The organism is Anaerolineales bacterium (assembly GCA_037382465.1).
Taxonomy (GTDB): Bacteria; Chloroflexota; Anaerolineae; order Anaerolineales; family E44-bin32; genus WVZH01.
The window spans coordinates 23,169-43,028 of the sequence record JARRPX010000013.1 but is presented as its reverse complement, the minus strand read 5'-3'; the positions used below and the strand labels follow the sequence as shown (position 1 = coordinate 43,028).

15 protein-coding genes are annotated in these 19,860 nt (G+C 55.4%); 7 read left to right on the top strand and 8 right to left on the bottom strand.

The window, feature by feature from the left end:
• Positions 1-17: 17 nt before the first annotated feature.
• Positions 18-1,178, bottom strand: coding sequence for a membrane dipeptidase (locus P8Z34_05265; GenBank protein ID MEJ2550073.1), 1,161 nt, complete (start codon positions 1,176-1,178; stop codon positions 18-20).
• Positions 1,179-1,397: 219 nt separating this feature from the next.
• Here P8Z34_05265 and P8Z34_05260 point away from each other — a divergent pair, with 219 nt between their 5' ends.
• The 3 genes from P8Z34_05260 (at position 1,398) to P8Z34_05250 (ending at position 3,302) form a co-directional block, all read left to right on the top strand.
• Complete coding sequence (locus tag P8Z34_05260; protein ID MEJ2550072.1) at positions 1,398-1,685, top strand: DUF211 domain-containing protein; 288 nt, start codon at positions 1,398-1,400, stop codon at positions 1,683-1,685.
• Positions 1,686-1,721: 36 nt separating this feature from the next.
• Positions 1,722-2,318: a VIT1/CCC1 transporter family protein gene (locus P8Z34_05255; GenBank protein ID MEJ2550071.1), complete on the top strand. Its 597-nt coding sequence runs from the start codon at positions 1,722-1,724 to the stop codon at positions 2,316-2,318.
• 114 nt (positions 2,319-2,432) lie between these two features.
• The gene (locus P8Z34_05250; GenBank protein MEJ2550070.1) at positions 2,433-3,302 is read left to right on the top strand and encodes a hypothetical protein; all 870 of its coding nucleotides are present in this window, start codon (positions 2,433-2,435) and stop codon (positions 3,300-3,302) included.
• Between the two features lie 9 nt (positions 3,303-3,311).
• Here P8Z34_05250 and P8Z34_05245 read toward each other — a convergent pair whose 3' ends face one another.
• Positions 3,312-4,601, bottom strand: coding sequence for an NAD(P)/FAD-dependent oxidoreductase (locus P8Z34_05245; protein ID MEJ2550069.1), 1,290 nt, complete (start codon positions 4,599-4,601; stop codon positions 3,312-3,314).
• Between the two features lie 260 nt (positions 4,602-4,861).
• On the opposite strand from P8Z34_05245, the gene P8Z34_05240 reads away from it, so the two are divergent.
• Both P8Z34_05240 and P8Z34_05235 read left to right on the top strand, forming a co-directional pair.
• Positions 4,862-6,877, top strand: coding sequence for an acetate--CoA ligase family protein (locus P8Z34_05240; GenBank protein MEJ2550068.1), 2,016 nt, complete (start codon positions 4,862-4,864; stop codon positions 6,875-6,877).
• Positions 6,878-6,923: 46 nt separating this feature from the next.
• Entirely contained in the window at positions 6,924-7,997 is a 1,074-nt protein-coding gene (locus P8Z34_05235; protein MEJ2550067.1) for a phosphotransacetylase family protein, read from the top strand.
• A gap of 11 nt (positions 7,998-8,008) precedes the next feature.
• Here P8Z34_05235 and P8Z34_05230 read toward each other — a convergent pair whose 3' ends face one another.
• Positions 8,009-11,611: a GAF domain-containing protein gene (locus P8Z34_05230; protein ID MEJ2550066.1), complete on the bottom strand. Its 3,603-nt coding sequence runs from the start codon at positions 11,609-11,611 to the stop codon at positions 8,009-8,011.
• Between the two features lie 123 nt (positions 11,612-11,734).
• Between P8Z34_05230 and acnA the strand changes: the two genes are divergently transcribed.
• Complete coding sequence (acnA, locus tag P8Z34_05225) at positions 11,735-14,449, top strand: aconitate hydratase AcnA (GenBank protein ID MEJ2550065.1); 2,715 nt, start codon at positions 11,735-11,737, stop codon at positions 14,447-14,449.
• Between the two features lie 136 nt (positions 14,450-14,585).
• On the opposite strand, the gene P8Z34_05220 is transcribed toward acnA, so the two are convergent.
• The 5 genes from P8Z34_05220 to P8Z34_05200 form a co-directional block, all read right to left on the bottom strand.
• Positions 14,586-15,047 carry a hypothetical protein gene (locus P8Z34_05220; protein MEJ2550064.1) on the bottom strand — a complete coding sequence of 154 codons (462 nt, stop codon included), beginning with the start codon at positions 15,045-15,047 and terminating at the stop codon, positions 14,586-14,588.
• A 66-nt stretch (positions 15,048-15,113) separates the two neighbouring features.
• On the bottom strand, positions 15,114-15,917 hold the full coding sequence (locus P8Z34_05215) for a hypothetical protein (protein ID MEJ2550063.1): 804 nt from the start codon (positions 15,915-15,917) through the stop codon (positions 15,114-15,116).
• Between the two features lie 158 nt (positions 15,918-16,075).
• Entirely contained in the window at positions 16,076-16,321 is a 246-nt protein-coding gene (locus P8Z34_05210) for a hypothetical protein (GenBank protein MEJ2550062.1), read from the bottom strand.
• A gap of 219 nt (positions 16,322-16,540) precedes the next feature.
• Entirely contained in the window at positions 16,541-17,086 is a 546-nt protein-coding gene (locus tag P8Z34_05205) for a helix-turn-helix domain-containing protein (GenBank protein ID MEJ2550061.1), read from the bottom strand.
• A 438-nt stretch (positions 17,087-17,524) separates the two neighbouring features.
• Complete coding sequence (locus tag P8Z34_05200) at positions 17,525-18,361, bottom strand: LysM peptidoglycan-binding domain-containing protein (protein MEJ2550060.1); 837 nt, start codon at positions 18,359-18,361, stop codon at positions 17,525-17,527.
• Between the two features lie 179 nt (positions 18,362-18,540).
• Here P8Z34_05200 and P8Z34_05195 point away from each other — a divergent pair, with 179 nt between their 5' ends.
• Positions 18,541-19,845: an adenylosuccinate synthase gene (locus P8Z34_05195; GenBank protein ID MEJ2550059.1), complete on the top strand. Its 1,305-nt coding sequence runs from the start codon at positions 18,541-18,543 to the stop codon at positions 19,843-19,845.
• The last annotated feature ends 15 nt before the right edge of the window (positions 19,846-19,860 follow it).

Here is a 19,860-nt window from a genome sequence, read left to right as displayed (position 1 = left end):
GCAACAAACGGCAAAACTCACCCTGTTTTGCCCCAGCCATCACGCAACACACGCCACGCGTTCAAACCTAATAACTTCTCGATCTGTGTCTGAGAATATCCATCGACGACTAAACGTTGAATCAAGAACTTCATTTCACCCGCATCCTTCAAATCATCCGGAGGGTCGGTGAAACCGTCGAAATCGCTTCCAAAACCCACGTGATCCTCACCGGCAATCTGATGGAAATGCCGTAGTGTTTGAGAGACGAAATCGATCCCGCGCAGACGATGATAGGGCGCAAGCCAGTAGTTCATGAAGATCACGCCGACAACGCCGCCCTTTTCAGCGATGGTTCGAACTTCCCAATCCTGTAGATTGTAGGGGCTTGGGTTGATCTCGGCGGTGCCAACGTGCGTGGCCAGGAGCGGCGCTCGATCTCCAACGATGTCGTAGATTTGTCTCCGCGCAGGAGGCGTGCAATGTGTGACGTCGATCAACATGCCCAACTCAATCATCCGCTCCACTACCTTCACCCCCAATTCACTCAAACCCCTGGTTAGATCGCGTTTCCCTCCGAAACAACCCAGCTTCTGCATCGTTTCGGGAAACGGAAAGACCGGCGGCGCGACACCGTTGTCGTAGAAATGAGCCAGGGTGAGATATGCTACACCGCGCTCGAAGAGGGTTTCCAGTTTATTAATGTCGAGTTCTATGCTGTGCGCACCTTCCACGCAATGAACGTAAGCGATGGGACCTTTTCCTCCAAGCGAAAGTAAATCATTCAACTCCCGTAAGGAAAGTGCCATCTTCGCCAATGGTTCACCCGTCTCCGGGGCTACCGCCTCGTTTACCATATTCTCGATCTCGTCCAGCATCTTGAGCGTGAGCTTGAAATACTGCTGCGATGCAATATCCTTATAGACGGGTAGGGAAAAACGCAGCAAACGCAGCAATCCACAATCATCCAGCAGTCCCTTCTCAGGCGCATAGATCACCGAATTCAAAGCCGAGATTCCACCGGCACGCAGTTTCGAAAAATCCGTTCGCAGACTAAAGGGATCGAAGCGAGGCGCAGCCTTGTGATTCAACGTAAAAATCCGTCGCATGATCGACCATTTCAGCGAGGGGTGCGCATGCAAATCGAAAATGATCGCAGAATCTTGAATTAGCTGACACATCGTTCGTGCGTCGTTCATGATCACACCCCAAACTCGCGGTGTAAAAAAATGTATCGTAATACGCTTCCAGCAAGTACCAGAATATCAGAGAGTCTTCAATGAAAACTGAACCCGACGCATTATCTCGGCAACATCAACCCAGGATCAACCCGGTTGTTCATAAACGATCGCGAGGCCCTGATGATGACAACCTGTTACAATAAAGACCGATTCCTGCAGTAAATTGGAGTGTGTAGTATGGGAGCCGTACGACGACTGGTGCTCGATACGCTAAAACCCCTCGAGCCGACGATCATTGAGCTCGCCCAACAGATCAGCGAATTGCCGGGTGTGGATTCCGTAAACATCAGCATCTATGAAATCGACCGGAAAGTGGAGAACGCCAAGGTGACCATCGAAGGATCCGATATCAATTTTGAGACCGTGCGGGATCTCATCCGGGAATTGGGCGGTTCGATTCACTCGATCGACGAAGCAGTCGCGGGGAAGGCCATCATCGATGACGCCTCCACCCTGCAGGACTAAATCCAGTGGTAGATTCGAATCGCTCCGGATGAACACGTGAACCCTCTGGAACGCTTTGCACAAAGATTTCGGCGCTACAATCGACTCTCCAATATCGGCGAGATCGCTCGGCGCTACTTTGCGATGAACGCCTTCGATGGTGTGTTGACCATCATCGGCGTGCTCATGGGAAACTTTACCGCCGGCGTCGAAGAACCCAGAATCGTCGTGACGACCGGTATGACGACGTGCATCGCCATGGGTATTTCAGGACTGTGGGGCGCCTACCTCACCGAGGCCGCCGAACGCCAGCGGGAGCTCCACGAACTCGAAGGGATCACACTCACCAGCTTGAGCGAAACGAGCCTGGGGGAAGCTTCGCGCGCCGCCGTGGTGATCGTCGCAGCGGTGGACGGATTTTCGCCCTTCCTGGCCGCCTTGATCGTGTTGCTCCCCTTCTTCTTCGCGCACCTCTTCCCCACGGTTCACTGGGTCTACTTCAGCGCACTCGGCTTGTCGCTGCTGGCATTGTTTGGCTTAGGCGTCTTCCTGGGCCGCGTATCCCGCCAGAACGTTTTCCTCTACGGACTGCGCACCGTTATCGCCGGTGGTATCTCCATCATCATCAGTTTGCTTCTCGGCGGTTCACACTGAGGGCATTTATCGGAATACCCAACAAATTCGGGTAACTTATCGTGAATGCGGGCTCATCCGATTTGGACCATCGTACACTTGCACGAAATCCGTTCTACGTTGAAAATCATACCTATGAAACGCTGGTATCTATTTCTTCTCGTCGGTATCGTGTTGTTTGCCGCAGGATTTGGCTCGGGAGTCGTACTCGATGACCAAATTTTCTCTACCCCGACGCCCACAAGGACTTCGACAGCGACTCCGACCGAAACGATCACGCCCTCCGCAACCAACTCGCCCACGGCGTCATTCACGCCGAGCTTGACGCCAACGAAGACCCTCACACCAAGCATCACTCCCTCACCGACCATCACCCTGACGCCCAGCCAGACGCCGACCCCCAGCAACACCCCCACCATCACGCCCACGCAAGTGGTACAAGCACGCGTCCTGGTGCAGTCCAACTGCCGCTACGGCCCCGGCTCGGCCTATCTTTACGAATGGGGACTCTTCCCGAAAAATCGGGTGACGGTCCTCGGACGCAATCAAGACGGCACCTGGGTTTACGTCGACCCCTGGACCTACATCGATTACTGTTGGGTGAAAACCGAATTCCTGGAGATACTCAGCGGCGATGTAGAGAGTCTGGTGCAAATCCGTACGCTGCTTCCTTATACCGAATTCTATTGGGCGCCGCGCAACGTAAGCTCGAGCCGTGTTGAAAGTGGAGACATCATGGTCAACTGGGACCTGGTTCCAATGAGCCTCGACGACGACCGTGGCTACCTGATCGAAGCCTGGCTGTGCCAGGACGGGCAGCTGCGATTTACACCGCTACACTTCTGGAATCCACCGGCTTTTCTGCACGACGAACCAGGCTGTCTCGAACCATCAAGTGCACGCATCTACACCGCTGAGAAACACGGCTACACCACGTGGGTGCTGATCAACATCCCGCCCTATCTCACGCCCACGCCGACGCCGGAACCATCTGAAAAACCGTAGACTTTTATGTCAGCTGTCAGCCGCCGATTTACCGGCGAGCCAGCCCGTCGAGAAGGCGGCCTGCAGGTTATAGCCTCCCGTATCGGCATCCAGATCCAGCACTTCGCCGGCGAAATACAGCCCATCCACGAGTTTTGAACCCATCGTGCGCGGATCTACTTCCCGCAGATCTATGCCTCCAGCGGTGACGATGGCTTCCCTGAACGAACGATGACCTGAAACCGAAAGCCGGAAATCCTTCAGCCAGGTACGCAGCCGCTGGCGCTCATCTGCGGTAATCTGATGCGCCGGTTTTCTGGCGGGAATCCCCACCAGGTCGATACACACCGGGATCAGTTTATGCGGAAGCAAATCCTTCAGGATGGTCTGGAATTGACGTTTCCCGTGCGTGTCCAGATCCCGCAGCAGTCGAGCATCCAGTTTCGCGTCGTCCAATGCGGGCTTCAGGTCGATCGATAGTTCCACGCGCCGACCCGCCCGCAACGCATCGACTACCTTCAGGCTTTGGCTCAAGACGATGGGTCCGGACACACCGAAGTGCGTGAACAACATCTCACCGAACGCTTCGGCGAAGGCGTCATCCTGGTGAAGGAAACGCAGGTTGACATTCCGCAGACTCAGCCCCTGCAGCCGCGCCGGCAAGTCGCCTTCGATCTCGAGCGGGACGAGCGCCGGGCGGATCGGCACGATCGTGTGTCCCACGGATGCCGCCAGCCGGTAACCGTCCCCCGTCGATCCCGTGCCGGGGTAGGAAGCGCCGCCGGTTGCCAGGATTACGGCATGCGCTCGACTGCGCCGAATTATGCTGTCGCCCCCCGATTTGGACCGGAGTGCGGGAGATTGCTTCTCGACGTAGGCCGCACCCTCGAGGCGATCGTTCTCCACGATCAAATTCTCGACCTTCGCCCGCGTTTGCAGAACCACGCCGTTCTCCACCATCCAGGCTTCCAATGCCGAAACGATCTCCTGTGCATCGTCATGAATCGGAAAGATTCTCCCGCCTCGTTCCTCTACGGTTTGAATCCCCAACTGCCGCATGAAACCCGTCAACTCAGTGTTGAAAAAGCGTGAAAATGCAGAGTACAGAACACGGCCGTTTTCACCGAAATGAGCGATAAAATCTTCCAACGGGGTCGAGTTGGTCAGATTACAGCGTCCTTTACCCGTGATGCGGAGCTTTCGACCGGGCTGGTCCATCTTCTCCAGCAGGGTCGTCTTTGCGCCGGACACAGCCGCCGTACCGGCAGCCATCATTCCGGCGGGGCCGCCGCCAATCACGATGACATCGAAGTCAGTCATTCGAACGTATCCTACTTCGGTTATGATATTTCATACCAATGGACCGGATTCGACAAACACGCGGTGCCCGTGAACGCATCTCGCGCGTAGATCGAGTTGCTCCGCCGCCCGATCTGGAGCACAATATTACTTCCTGAAACATTGTAGAACACTTTATCCTAGAGGGGATAAATGTCATCACAGCTTCCGCCGCAAAGTGACCATCCTCCATTTGAGCTTCTCATCATCCGAGGTTAAACTATGCGTGGGAGGATTCGAATTTGAGCCTGGATGCTTTCTTCACACCAAAATCAGTCGCCGTCATCGGCGCATCTACGAATCCCGAAAAGCTCGGTTATGCCGTGCTTGACAACCTGGTCAACGGCGGATTCCTGAACGACGATCGGAAAGTGTATCCGATCAACCCCAAGGCGGACAGCATCCTCGATCTGCCCGCCTATCCCTCTGTGACGGACGTGCCGGGCCCGATCGATTTGGCCGTCATCGTCATCCCCTACCCAATCGTGCCGGATGTCATGCATGACTGTGGCGAAAAGGAAATCCCTGCGGTCATCGTCATCAGCGCCGGTTTCCGAGAGGCAGGGATGGAAGGTTTGGAGCGAGAAAACGAACTTATCGACCTGGCAAAGAAATACGACATTCGTCTGATCGGACCCAACTGCCTCGGGGTCATCGATACGGTCACGCCGCTCAACGCCTCATTCTCCGCCGGATTACCTCCCGGCGGACCGATGGATTTTATGTCGCAGTCCGGCGCCCTGGGCACTGCGATCCTGGATTGGGCACAAGCCGGCAAGTTGGGGCTGAATAAATTCGTCTCCCTGGGCAACAAAGCGGACGTGAGCGAAACCGATCTGCTGCGCGCCTGGGCTGACGACCCAAATTCAAACGTCATCCTGGCCTACATCGAAGGTCTTCCGGACGGGCAAGAGTTTATCGACGTTGCACGCCGTGTTTCCAAACTCAAACCCATCATCGTACTCAAATCCGGGACGACTCAAGCCGGATCGCGTGCGGTAAGTTCACACACCGGCTCGTTGGCGGGCTCGGAGCAAGCCTATACCGCCGCGTTCCGGCAGGCCGGCGTCCTGCGCGCCACGTCGCTGCAGGATCTTTTCGACAACGCCCTGGCGTTCGGGTACCTGCCGCCTCTGAAAGGCGACCGCATTGCCATCGTCACCAACGCCGGCGGTCCGGGCATACTTGCCACCGATGCACTCGAGCGCGCGGGTTTGAAACTCGCCCGCTTCAAACCCGAATGCCTGCGGCAGTTGGAGAAATTCCTTCCGGATGCGGCCAGTGCGGCAAATCCGGTCGACGTGCTCGGTGATGCCCGCGCCGACCGGTACCGTTTCGCTTTGGAGCAGGTGACGAAGGATCCCAACGTCGACGGCGTTTTAGTCATACTCACCCCACAAGCGATGACCGAAATCGCCGAAACGGCAAAAGTAGTCGTCGACATCGCCAACGAGGTGGAAGTTCCCATCATGGGCTGCTTCATGGGTGAAGCACGCATCGAAGAAGGTGCGGAGATTCTCGAGGAACACAAATTGCCCAATTTCATCTTCCCCGAGCGGGCAGCGCAAGTGTTCAACTCTATGAGCACCTACCGCAGGTATAAAGCCGAGCCATTACCAACCTTCGAGACCTTTGATGTCGATCGCGATAGCGTCCGCGCAACGATCGACAAGGCGTTCGAAGAAGGCAGGGTTGCCATCGGGGACGCGGAAGCACGCTCTATCCTCGAGGCGTATGACTTGCGCATCCCCCCGTCCCAACTTGCACACACAGCCGATGAAGCCGTCGAAATTGCCTCCGAAATGGGTTATCCGGTCGTATTGAAAGTTGCCTCCCCGGATATCCTGCACAAGACAGACGTCGGAGGGGTAAAAGTCGGGCTGCGGGAGGCGACCGATGTGCGGGATGCGTTCGACCTGATCACCTATCGCGCCCAGCGCTACCTGCCCGAAGCGCGTCTCTGGGGATGTCTGGTGCAGAAAATGGTGCCGGAAGGTCTGGAGGTTCTCATCGGTATGAACCGTGATCCTCAATTCGGTCCATTGGTGACTTTCGGCCTGGGAGGCATCTATGTTGAAATCATCAAGGACGTTGCCTTCCGTGTTGCGCCTTTCTCGCGCGCCGAGGCCGAGGCAATGTTGAACGAAATCCGCACCCACGCCCTCCTGGACGGTGTCCGCGGCCAGCCTCCCGTCGATAAGCAAGCCATCATCGACGCCCTGCTTCGAATCGGACAGCTGGTACAGGACTGGAAATGAAAGCGGAACCATTAAAAGTTCACGCAATGGAATTAGGGAGTTCGTCATGAACGCACTGTATATCACCTCGCTGGAACCGTATTCCGGCAAAACAGCGGTTTGCCTTGCGCTCGGCAAACAACTGCAATCCGATGGTTACAAAATCGCCTACATCAAACCCGTCAGCACACAACCCTGGCGAACGCCGGAGGGGACGCTTGCCGATGAGGATGCCGTTTTCGTCCATAAGGCATTGGGACTGGAAGGCGACCCGACGAAAGCGGCCCCCGTCATCGTCACCGCTTCGACTCTTCGCAAACGTCTCAAGGGTGTGGACGACGATGATCTGATGGGCAAAATCAAGGAAGCCGCCGATGCTGCCATTAAAGACAAAGACATGCTTCTCCTGGAAGGGCTCGCCAGCCTGAGGGAAGGGTATGCCATGGGACTGTCCAACCTGCGCGTTGCCGAAATGCTCGGCGCACCCGCTCTTGTGCTGGTCGCCTATTCAGGCGAGATGCGCCTCGTCGACGATGTGCTCACGGCCCAGTTTCGACTTGGAGAGCAATTATGCGGCGTCATCATCAACCGCGTCCCCGAAGAAGGGCACGAATTCATCCAGGACTACGCCCGTCCATATCTCGAGGAACACGGCATTCGCGTGCTCGGCTCTCTACCCAGCGTCCCCCATCTCTCCGCGCTCAGTATCGGCGAACTGGTTGATTTGTTGGACGCCGAGATTCTCACCAGACAAGTCGATCCCGACGCGCTGGTGGAGCGATTTACCGTCGGCGCCATGACGGCGGACGCCGCTCTTTCTCGCTTCCGCCGCTACCAGCACAAAGCGGTGATTACGGGCGGAGACCGGACGGACATCCAGCTTGCGGCGTTGGAAACCTCGACCTCCGTCCTGATCCTGACCGGAAATCTACAGCCCAGTCCGTTGATCATTCAGCAGGCTGAATCACTGAAAGTGCCGATTCTTCTGGTTAAAGACAATACAATGGAGACCGTCGATTCGATCGAGCGGACGCACGGGAAGACGCGGCTTGGTCAACCCGAAAAGATCAACACCTTCCTGCAGCTCATGACGGAAAACGTCGATATCCAAGCGATCTTCAAAGTGTGTTTTAACGCTTGATCCGACCGCGCTCAGGAAGCGGGTTCTTTGGCGGTGAGATCCTGCCCGAGAGGCAGCCAGATGGTGAAAGCGCTGCCGGCTCCTTCTTCGCTCTCCAGTGAAATCTGCCCTGCATGCCGTTGGATGATCTCCTCGCAAATTGCCAACCCTAGGCCCGTACCAGGCGTGCCGACTTTCCGGCTGGCCTTACCCCGAAAGAATCTTTGAAAAACACGCGCCTTTTCCTCTTCCGTGATTCCGAGTCCCGTATCTTTGACAGACAACGTGGCCCAGCGCTTCCCATTTTCCTTCTTAATCGCGGTGGAAATCGTCACACAACCTCCTGGCGGGGTATAGTTCATCGCATTCGTCATCAGGTTGGAAACGACCTGAGAAAGAAGACGATCATCTGCGACGACATCGGGCAGTTCCTTGGATAATTCGAATCCCACCTGTAAATTCTTTTCTGCAAATAATTTCTTCCGATCTTCCACCAAACCACGTGCGATGCTGTTCAAATCGACGAGATTGGACCTCATTTCCATCGTATCCGCATCCAACCTGGAAACGGTCAGCAAATCGTCGATCAAGACAACCAGACGCTCGGTCTCGCGATTCAAGGTCTCCAGATAAGATTCAAAACGATCCGGTTTTCCCATTCCCAGCAATTCCAAATAGAGCAAGATGTTGCTCAGCGGAGTACGCAGTTCATGGGAGACATCTGATACGAACTGCGTTTTCAAGCGATCCGCTTCCTGGGCTTTCTTCAATGCTTCAGCCAGCTCTTCCGTCCGATCGGCAATGGTTGCTTCAAGTTCCTCTGCGTGCCGGCTTAATCGTTCGTATAGAGCGGCATTTTCAATGGCGATGGATATATTATCGGCAAGCAGCATGAGCAGACGCATGTCGTCTTCGTTTAGATCGTTCCGAATCGGGGATTCCACATTCAACACCCCGATGACGACATCATCCTTCTGCAGCGGAACCGCAATCTCGCATTGTGAAAGGGTGCCACCCGATACATACTCGGAATCTAAACTCACATCGGGAACGAATATCGCTTCCGCCATGCGGGCTGCCCGGCCTGTCACCCCCTGCGACATGGGCAATCGGAAGGGAATCGCATCCTCACTGCCGCGAGCCGCTCGCAGCACGAGTTCGTCGTCTTCGACAAGATAGATTTCAACGACTGGATAACCCAACTCTTCACCCACCTGTTTGACGACCTCGAATAGAAGCGACTGCATATTCAACCTGCGGTTAACGACTTGCGCCACGTGCCGCAAAGTGGTCAGCTCCGAAAGCCGCCGATTGATCTGCTGATATCGCTCGGCGTTCGTCAGCGCCAGTCCGACTTGATGCGCGATCGATACGAGCAAATCGAGATGCTCGCTGCGGAATGCACCCACTTTCTTGTGAAAGACAGCGATCACGGCCCGTAGATCTGCGTTGGCATATACGGGAACGCACAACGCCGAACGCACGTTTTCACCCACGCCGGGAATCCGCAGCCAAAGTTCATCCCCACGTACATCGGCCCGCAGGATGGGTTTGCCGTGCTCCGCCACCCATCCGATCAATCCTTTTCCGACACGCATATCGATGCGGCTGTCCAAGTCGGAGATTGAGATGCGCTCGGGATGGACTGAAGCGAGAAGGTGCATCCTGTCCCCATACGGGTCGAGCATGAAGGCTTCGGTCGATTCACCCTTCAGATTATCGTTGATCAGGGTCACTGCGCGTTGAAGGAGCTCCAGAGGATCCAACGTCTGTGAAACTACCTGGGCGATGTCGTGCAACAGATAAACTCGCTGGCGCTCGGATTCACTGGCCTCGTATAGACGGACATTCTCGATCGCGATTGCAGCCTGATCGGCCAGAATCTGCAACATGCGCAGTTCAACATGTTCGAACTCGTGGGGTTGGAGGTAGGCGACATTCATCACCCCAACGGTGCGCTCACCGCTCTTCAGCGGCATGCCGACGATGGCGCCTTCCCAGAGATCATCCTGGTAAACCTCATGCTCAGCGGTATTGTTGATCACGATCGCTTTCCCGCTTCTTGCCACCTTGTAGGTCAATCCATTCGGGCGCGGTTCCGAGTATGGCTCATCGTGATCCTTACCTGCCCAGCGTGCAGCACCAAAAAAGACTTCGTTCCCATCGAATAAAAAGATGTGGGCATCATCCGCATCTATGAATTCCAGCGTGTGCCTGAGGACATTTTCCAACACCGACTTCGATTCCAGACTTGAAATCATGCTCAAGCTGGCTTTACGCAGCGCCTCGAATTCCTCTCCGCGGCGTTTTTCCATTTGCAGACGTGCGATTCCGTGAGACAGATCATCCGCGACGACTCGCAACACTTCGATCATTTCGCCGTTGAACGCTTCGGCCTCTGTGGCCACAATGTTGATCGAACCCATGAGACGGCCTTCCATTTGCAGTGGAAGAACTGCCGTCGAATGAAAGCCTCGCCGTTCGATCTCCTCGCGCCACTCCGCCAGGCGATGGTCCCGCTGCATATTGCGGAGCACGATGGGATCGACATACCGGGAATCCACATCCGTAAAATCTTCCGCTGAATAGATACTGTCGATCATTTCTTCGAAAGCATCCAACCCGCCAGCTTCTTCACCGCACGACGCAGCGATATTGAGATTTGAAATCCTGTCATCAGCGAGTCTTACCCACACAAAACGATAACCCCCATACGCCAGCAACAAATGACAGATTTCCTCAATAAGCTTTTTAGGCGTCCGCGCACGGAGCACACGTTCACGCACTTCATAGAGAAGACGAAAGGCTCCGCTTTCCTGCAGCAACTGCCGCTCCAGATCTTCGAACGCCATGCGTAGATTCAGAGAGCCCCGGACGATTCCCAGCGACGATCTGCTCCCTTGCGTCTGGCCCCATCGACCTCGTTCCAATTGGCGTTGAAGGTAGCGGAGATAGACACTTGCCATGGGATATAAGAAAAGACCAGATAAAGTCCACCCGGTTAACTCAGCCTTTAGAATCCAGGAAATATCCATCGTGCCTGCATATCCCCCGAAGGTAAATAATATACTTGTCATCCAGCCGGCGACGATGGAACCGAGGCACGCCAGCCAGAAAGCCTTGCGCTGCCAATATTTTAGAATGAGCTGATAAATCAAGGCATTCGTATATATACCAATGACGAATGCAATGATGCTGGCAGCGTATTGTCGATACTCGAGTAAAGATAGAATCTCGTCGAGACCTGGCGCAAGACCAATTACCAATGCTGCGAACCAATGTGTGGCGATTGCAGTTAACACTCCTGAAAGTAAAGCAACCGCACCGAGGTTAAAGGTCAATAGATTCGCCCGCAATGGCCCGTCATACGTGGCGACCATCAATAATGTAATGAAAATCACTGGACCCAAAATCGGTGAGATGAAGGTAAAGGATAGCGCCGTATCCTTAAGGATCAGGGAAGGATTAGCCTGGAAGATGGCAATCAAGACCGGTCGCCAAATACGCACCACAACGAGGGCGAATAACGCCACTCGCAGCAGCATCGGTGTGTACCGGATTCCAATGCGGTGAAGGGTGATGAACAATAGCCCGAGCAACCACAGGCAAATGAGTAAAGATATACTAACGTTCATACCATGAATTATTAGATGATAAACAGACGAACAGAGACGAACGCCTTTCGATTATACTCTTTAAGTACAGTTTCAAGAATTGAGAAATTGGTAGTGAACGAAAGCGATGAAATGGAGAAACGAATGAAAGCGGACAAATTCAACGCAGCAGCCCAACTTGACACCGGAATGGGAAAGGTTCGAATCTATCGACTGGCGGCACTTGAGGACGCCGGAATCGCAAATATCGATCGTCTCCCATACTCCATTCGTGTTTTACTGGAATCGGTACTGCGGCAGGTAGACGGATACGTGATCAAATCGGAAGACGTTATCAATCTCGCTGGATGGCGCCCGGATGAAACCAACCAAACCAACGTACCCTTCAAACCCATGAGGGTGGTCATGCAGGATTTCACCGGCGTGCCGGCCATCGTCGATCTGGCAGCCATGCGCTCCGCACTCGCGAAAGCGGGAGGGAATCCCGAACGTATCAACCCGCATATCCCGGTAGATTTGGTGATCGACCATTCGGTCCAGGTGGATTACTTCGCCTCTGCAGCGGCCTTGGAACGCAATGCGGAGCTTGAATTCCAGCGCAATCGAGAGCGCTACGAATTCCTGCGTTGGAGCCAGGAAGCGTTCGACAATCTGCGCGTCGTTCCGCCTGCTACGGGCATCGTCCACCAGGTCAATTTGGAGTATCTCGCAAAAGTGGTCATGACTGCAAAGCAAGATGGGCACACCCTCGCCTTTCCGGATACTCTCGTGGGCACCGATTCGCACACCACGATGATCAACGCGCTGGGTGTGCTCGGTTGGGGCGTGGGCGGGATCGAAGCAGAGGCCGCCATTCTCGGACAGCCACTCGTGATTCCCACACCCGACGTCGTCGGTTTCCGGCTCGTCGGGCAAATCCGGGAAGGAACAACGGCCACGGATGTCGTCCTCACGGTTACGCAAATGCTGCGCCAGTTCGGCGTTGTGGGCAAATTCGTAGAATTTCATGGACCCGGATTGTCCAACCTTTCCATTCCGGATCGTGCCACAATTTCCAACATGTCGCCCGAGTATGGCGCTACGGCCGGGTTCTTCCCAGTCGACGACGAAACCTTGCGCTATCTGCGTTTGACGGGACGAAGCGAAAAGCGCATCGATCTCGTAGAACGCTATTGCAAGGAGCAAGCGCTGTTCCACACCCAAGATTCACCCGTGCCGTCGTTCAGTGCTGAACTCGAATTGGATCTCGGCACCGTCGAGACCAGCCTCGCCGGTCCCAAGCGTCCACAGGACCGAATTCCACTTTCCGAGATGAAATCGCGCTTCCACGAGATCTTGAGCACGCCTACACGGAAAGGTGGATACGGGCTGCAGGAAACCGATCTCCAACGGAAGGCCTCCTTGCAATCGAACGGCAGCAGCGAGACCGTTGGTCATGGCGCCTTGGTGATCGCAGCGATCACTTCTTGTACGAATACGTCCAACCCCAGCGTGATGATCGGCGCCGGATTGTTGGCCCGGAACGCCGTGGAGCGAGGTTTACAGGTCAAGCCCTACGTGAAAACCAGCCTGGCTCCGGGATCGAGGGTCGTCACAGAATACTTGAGCAAGGCCAATCTGCTTGATCCACTGTCAAAACTAGGGTTCAACGTCGTTGGTTACGGCTGTACGACCTGTATCGGGAACAGCGGCCCGCTGCCCGCAGAAGTCGCCAAGGCCGTCACAGAAAACGATTTGATCGCTGCGGCGATCCTGTCGGGCAATCGTAATTTCGAAGGACGAATCAATCCGTTCGTACAGGCGAATTACCTGGCGTCTCCCCCGCTGGTCGTCGCGTACGCGCTGGCCGGAAAGATAGACATCGACTTCAACACGGAACCGATCGGTAACGACGACTCGGGAGAAGCGGTTTTCCTGCGAGATATCTGGCCTTTGCAATCCCAAATCGCGGAGACGATCGAAAAAACCGTCAATTCGAAAATCTTCCGGGAACGATATGCGGATGTCTTTTCCGGCAACGCCACATGGAATGCGATACCCGAAACGGGCGGAAGTCTGTACGAATGGGATCCTGACTCAACCTACATTCAAGAACCGCCTTTTTTTATCGATCTGGGACCGGATATCCCCGCCGTAACGGAAATCCACGCTGCGCGCGTGCTTGCCCTGCTGGGCGACAGCATCACTACCGATCACATTTCACCAGCCGGCGCGATACCCGCATCCGAGCCGGCAGGTCAGTATCTCCAGGACCATGATGTAAAACCGGCAGATTTCAATTCCTTCGGTTCGCGGCGCGGAAACGACCGCGTAATGACCCGCGGAACATTTGGCAACATTCGCCTCAAAAACCTGCTCGTCCCCGGCGTGGAAGGCGGCTTTACGCTGCATTTCCCCGACGGCGAACAAACGAGCATCTACGAAGCCGCCATGAAATACAAAGACGAAGAGGTTCCATTGATCGTCATCGCCGGAAAAGAGTACGGAACCGGGTCATCCCGGGATTGGGCCGCAAAAGGCACGCTGCTCCTGGGCGTAAAAGCCGTGATCGCCGAGTCCTACGAGCGCATTCACCGCTCGAATCTCGTGGGCATGGGGGTGCTGCCGCTGCAGTTCAACCCGGGCGAGAACGCACAGAAATTGGGGCTAACGGGTCACGAAGTCTACGATATCGAAGGCCTCGATGACGACGTTCGACCCGGGTCAGTTCTGCAGGTCCACGCCACCGGAGATGACGACGCCAGAACCAGCTTCGATGTCCGAGTCCGAATCGATACGCCCATCGAGATCGACTATTATCGCAACGGTGGAATCCTGCACAGCGTCCTGCGGAAGATGATCGTCGATTCCGAGACATAGCCAGACGGAAACAAAAGGATCCCTGCTTTACGATAACGAAGCCCCCGATTTCGAGTTGAAATCGGGGGTTTTGACTTCGTCCTCGATGCGGATCTCGGCTCTGAACTGCGTGGTCCGATCATCTGATAAAAACAGGCTATTTTGTTTTCCAATACCTGACCGCCTCGCTGGGGTCGATGCCTGGATGGACGTGTAAAGGCCGGGCTCCTGTATCAGGAATAACGTAGATAGTGCCGCAAATTCTAGAGAGATGCTCGACGATAAGAACGTCAAGCTTCAGATCTCCCTTCTCGAAGCAGATCAGATGCGGTATCGTTTCATCCCCCCGGAAGTCAATAGCATTCAAAAGCGCCGTGGAGCGGAGCAGCGGTGCGCCTGCATCAGCACGAATTTCCGCTTGCCAATTGTCATGGCCAACGACATAGTCCACACTAAAGTCAGGCAGCTTATCAAGGACTTCGCGCACTTCCAGGAGAGTCGGATTCCTGCCCGGTTCATGAGTCAAGTGCGGAAGCATGTCAAAGCGACGCAAAGTATCGGCTGCCCAAGGAAATTGATCGGCGATAGCGGCTGGGACCACGTAGTAAGAAACGCCCATGGGAAACTACTCGCTCGTAATCGTCATCTCGTAACAATAAAGCTGGCTGATTGCCGGCAGGCCCAATTAATGCAGCGCGCGATATTCCGCTTCGACTTGCTCGATCTCGACCGTCAATTCCTCTGCCATCTCGCCCAACAGGTCACGCCCCTCGCGCTGCGCGATACTGACATCCAACATCAGGCGGACTGTTTCTGAATTGATGAGGCGGTTAAGTTCGCTTTCCAGATCACGTACCACACGGTCGAGGCGCTGTAACTCCTCTCGCAATTCAACGATCATTTCGGCTCGGCTCTTCCTGGGGGGAGGCTCGGGCGAAGTCGCGGGTTCGAGGAACGATTGCAAGGTCGCCACGTCACCTGCTGCATAGGCCTGATTGATTTTCGTCATCACTTCCGCACGCCGTTTTTTGTCATAGGGCTCGGTCACCAGGTCCGGGTGATAGAGCTTGGCCAGGGAGCGGAAAAGAGATTTAAGCTCTTCCTTTGAGATCTCAATCGCCGGTTCCTCCGGAGCAGGTGGTGGTGGAGGTGTCTTACGTCGAGTCCACGTTCGTTTGAATTGCTCCATCACATCCGGGATTTCGTCTTCAACTGCGCCTGCATCCACCTGATTTTGATGCGCTGTTCGTCGGCGTGCGGCCTTCAACTGGCTCCGGGCATCTTCCAATCGTCGCTGGAGATGTCCGACACGAGTCTCATATTCGATCTCGAAACGCGACAACTCGTTTTTTGTGTCTGAGAGTTCCAGCTCGAGATCCGCGATCCGGTCTTGTCGTTCTGCGATGTTCGATTTTAAGTCGAAAATTTCGGGATCGGTTGCCCGGTCTACTGCGCGTTTTAACGAACCTTGATTACGCCGTTTGAACATCACTCGTCGCCCAAAATAAAAACTGCGTTTTTTCTCGTTCGCAGAGAACATCCCCCTTTGAATTCAATATAGCCAAAACCCCGAACTTCGCAACACGTTACGTTGGTACTGCAAGGATCGTTCCATCGCGCTAAGACGGCCTCGGATCGGGATCGTCCTCAGCCCACCTGTAACGCAGACGCATCATCGTCGCGCAATCCGGGCACGATTAACATCAGCATCTGGCGGCACTTGAACACCCGCAAGGGAAGAAACTGTGATGGGTAAGTCTCACCGATGTTCTCTTGCCATTTCCCGAGACTTCCCAATTTCTCCAGCGCACATATCGGGGCCAAATCACTGACTTGTCCCAACCGAGAGGCCTGCCCAGATGGATTGACTTCCAATTTCTTTAACCCTGGCATGCGCCCCTGTGAGGAATATTGACAAGCGCCCTCGAATTGTGTTGTTTTCTCTCCCGAGCATATCATTTCGTGCGATATCAATTGCCCCCTCGAGAAAAGGAAAAGCGCCTGAGATTTACCATGACCTGCGTGCATTTCCACCCCCTGCCGCACGTTTCTTTTCACGTACCTTAGTAGATACACTTCCGGGCCAGAACCGGCATCCAACGCAGTGACATTCTACACGGTTTCGTCATCCTTGTCAATGTCTAGAATTGACTGCGCGGAGATTTCCTGTTCACCCCCTCCCAGATAAAACCCGCGCTGCTCCGCCACCAGCGTCAAGTATTTTGACCGGGATCGCGTGGGCGTGTATGCAGCAGTTTCCCATTCACTTACCGTTTGCTGGCGGACGCCGAGCATTTCAGCCATCTCCGCCTGATTGACGCCAAGGTACGCGCGGAAAGCGCGAACCATACCCGCATCCCAGCGAATCTCGTTCCCCTCTCTTCGCACGCTGTACCGCAAGATAGGGCGCCGAAAAACGACGACCCGCCCAATCAGGTCCACATCCGCGACACGAAAACCCGCTTCGAGCCATGCTGCGGCCTGAACTCCTCCGCGAGCTCGGTTACTCCAAAATGAACGCCCTCTCTTCGCCGACTCCGGCAACGGGGCATCCAGAATTTTCTCGATTTCGGTAAACGACAGTCGTACGCGCTTCTTTGAGCTGCGACTCAGAAATTGATTAAGCGGAAAATATTTGGAATCGTTCTTGACGACCATCGTCACTCGCTTTACGATCAGGTTGGCACCGCTATATTGTAACGAGTTCTCGTTTTGAAACCAATTGGAACATCGATCCTCGGCAGCGTACGGCTTCAATAATTCCACGCGGTCGGTTAAATAATGAAAAGCGAGGCGGCGGCAGGATGCCTCGCTTTTCTACGGCTTCTCTTTCGAGCAGCCTCGGAGGGGTTTGCGTTCCCGGTAGCCACCTCCTGGTGACGAGTAACCCAGATCGGTTCTGAGCCTCGTCGGCGGGGTATCCAACCCCGCAGGTCTTACGTACCTATTATATGGACCTTTTCTTCGTTCATGGTCTCATTGTAAGGAAGCTGTAAGTGAATCCGGACGTGCAATACAGACGAGGTTTGAAGGAATCCTGCTGTGGTGCAAGAAGAAGGCGTCGCAGCACGCCGGTTTTTTTCGGGTTTCTGGCCTTCAGCGCAGGGAGCGAGGTGTACCGCGTCGCAGCCGGGCCGCATAGTATCCCAAACCGCCTCCGGCCAGGAGCAGGACAAGTCCCAGGAAGCCGAGCAGCGTCGAACGCCCTCCACCCGCATCACCAAGAAGATCCTGGATAGCAGAACTCGGCTGTGCACCGAATTGGACGTACTTGATTTCACCCGGATTCAATCGAACCGGCAGGCTCATCACCGTTGTCGGATTGTGATCCGGAGGAACCGCGGCGCTGACGTTGTAATCTCCATTCTCGAGATCTGTGAAACAATATCCATCAGCGTTCTCCGGATCGAGATCCGTCGTATATTCGCCGGCCACGACACCGTTCACATCGGCGACGCTGACGCGGCCATCCGCCAACATCCCCTCGGACTCATCCCGGCTGCCGTTACCATTTTGATCCAGGAACATAGCCACGCATATCTCTCCCGAACCGACGATGGGCGTGGCAGTCGGAGGTTCCAGCGTCGGCGTAACATCCGTGAGCGGCTCGCTGGTAGATACGGAGGGGCCTGCAAGACCCAATTCCAACTCCATTCCTGGAGTAATAAAATCACCGGGCTGAATGCCGTTTCGAGAATAAAGCTCCTCGATGGTGATCCCTGCTAGCGCTGCGATGGTCCAGGGCGAATCCCCTTCCTGGACGATGTAGATAATTCGCCCGTCCGCCCTCGGAGTTGGCGTCACGAAGTTACCGGATTGGGGCAATCCTTGTTCTCCGTGTCCGACTTCGAAGGGAACGAAGGCGAACACCAGAACACTGGCGGCCAGCGATAATGCGACAAACGAAATGGAACGCCTCAAACGAATGGACATCGCAATACACCCACAGGTGGATTATAGCGCCTTCGAGCGCAATGGAGTAGGGGAAGTCGAGACCGTGCGGCACTACGTCCAATCTCCCCCATGCACGGACAGACGGGAGTGAGGGATCGTTTCCATCGTTCCCTCCCAACTCCGTCTCCATCGTGCTATACTCCCGCAGGAGGTGCTGCATGGCACTCGATGTTGTGGTGGGTTCACAATGGGGCGATGAGGGCAAAGGACGCATTACCGATCTTCTCGCCGCCGAGGCGGACATCGTCGCTCGCTTCAGCGGTGGAGACAACGCCGGTCACAGCGTCACTGTCGGTGATCGGCTGTACAAACTTCATCTCGTGCCCTCCGGCATCGTCCACTCCCACACAACATGCATGCTCGGTTCCGGCATGGTCGTCAATCCGGTTCGGCTGCTCGAAGAAATGGATTATCTGGATGCCCACGGCGTCGACATATCGCCCAAGCGCCTGAAAATTTCGAGCGCCGCCCACATCATTACACCGTCGCACATCGCGCTCGACAAGGCCAGAGAAGCACAGCGTGGAAAGGGCGGAATCGGCACGACGCAACGCGGCATCGGCCCGGCTTACACCGACAAAGCGACTCGCAGCGGCATCCGCGCCGGCAGCATGGAGAACCCCGAAGAATTCGCCGATCTCGTCGAGGGACAAGCCCGGGCCGCCGCGAACGTGTTGGAAAAAGTTTTCCACTACCAGCAGGCGCCGAATCCTACGGAGGTTGCGCGCAGCTACTGCGATTTCGCCAAGCGCCTGCGGCCGTACCTTACTGATGTCGGTGCGTTGATTGCGGAGGCCCTCGATCAGGGTAAAAACGTACTGGCCGAAGGTGCGCAAGGTACGCTGTTGGATCTCGATCACGGTACTTACCCCTTCGTCACAAGTTCCTACCCCACGACGGCCGGCGCGCTCATGGGACTCGGCGTCGGACCGAAACACCTGCGCCGCATCATCGGCGTAGCAAAAAGCTTTCAAACCAGAGTCGGCAGCGGGGCCTTCCCCACGGAATGTGAAGGGGACATCGCCCAACATTTGCGCGGCACGGGCGATCAGCCGTGGGACGAGTACGGCACCACCACCGGGCGCCCCCGGCGCTGCGGATGGCTCGACGCCGTCCTTTTACGCTATGCAGTGCGCATCAATAGCTTCACGGAATTGGCGCTCACCAAACTCGACATCCTCACGGGCCTCGATCCCGTCCAGATTTGCACGGCATATCAATACGACGGAACCAGCTACAGCGACCTGCCGGCCGACCCGACCCATCTGGCCGAGTTCACACCGCAATACGAGGCATCGCCGGGTTGGGACGCCGACATCACCCAAGCCCGACACTGGAACGACTTGCCCGAGGAAGCACAGGCTTACGTCCGACGAGTGCAGGAACTAGCCAACACGCCGATCCGCTTGATCTCCATCGGCCCGGAACGCGAGCAGGTAATCCGGAACAACAATGCGGCCTGACTCGATTCGGGTATA